We start from the raw sequence: 359 nt of genomic DNA, 5'->3' as shown, positions 1-359 counted from the left end.
GCTCGCGTTTGCCGAGCGCGGGCGAGTACACGTGCCGGTAGCCGGCCCCCCGTTCCGCCTCGCGGATGTACTCCTCCAGGGTGTGCCGCACCACCGCCCCGTCGGGCAGCCAGTACGGCAGCCCCGCGCCCATCAGCGGGTCGGTGTCGAAGAGGTTCAGTTCGCGGCCGAGCCGGCGGTGGTCGTGCATGGTGGTCTCCCTCGGTTCTGAGGCGAGCACCGCGCGACGAAGCCCCGGGGCACTCGCCCCGGGGCTTCGGACATCTGGGTCAGCTGTCAGCGCGCCGGGACACTCTCCGGCGTCGTCGTGAGAGACGGGAACGACTGGGCGCGCTGCATGGGCGTGACCGTAGCAGGGC

At 72.1% G+C, this 359-nt stretch carries 1 pseudogene; it reads right to left on the bottom strand.

What is annotated here, in order from left to right:
* A pseudogene (locus tag IF47_RS28430) lies at positions 1 to 190 on the bottom strand (threonine--tRNA ligase); the annotation flags it as partial.
* Between the last annotated feature and the right edge of the window lie 169 nt (positions 191 to 359).

The organism is Streptomyces megasporus, assembly GCF_000718985.1.
GTDB lineage: Bacteria > Actinomycetota > Actinomycetes > Streptomycetales > Streptomycetaceae > Streptomyces > Streptomyces megasporus.
This window is presented reverse-complemented; position numbering and strand designations above follow the sequence as displayed.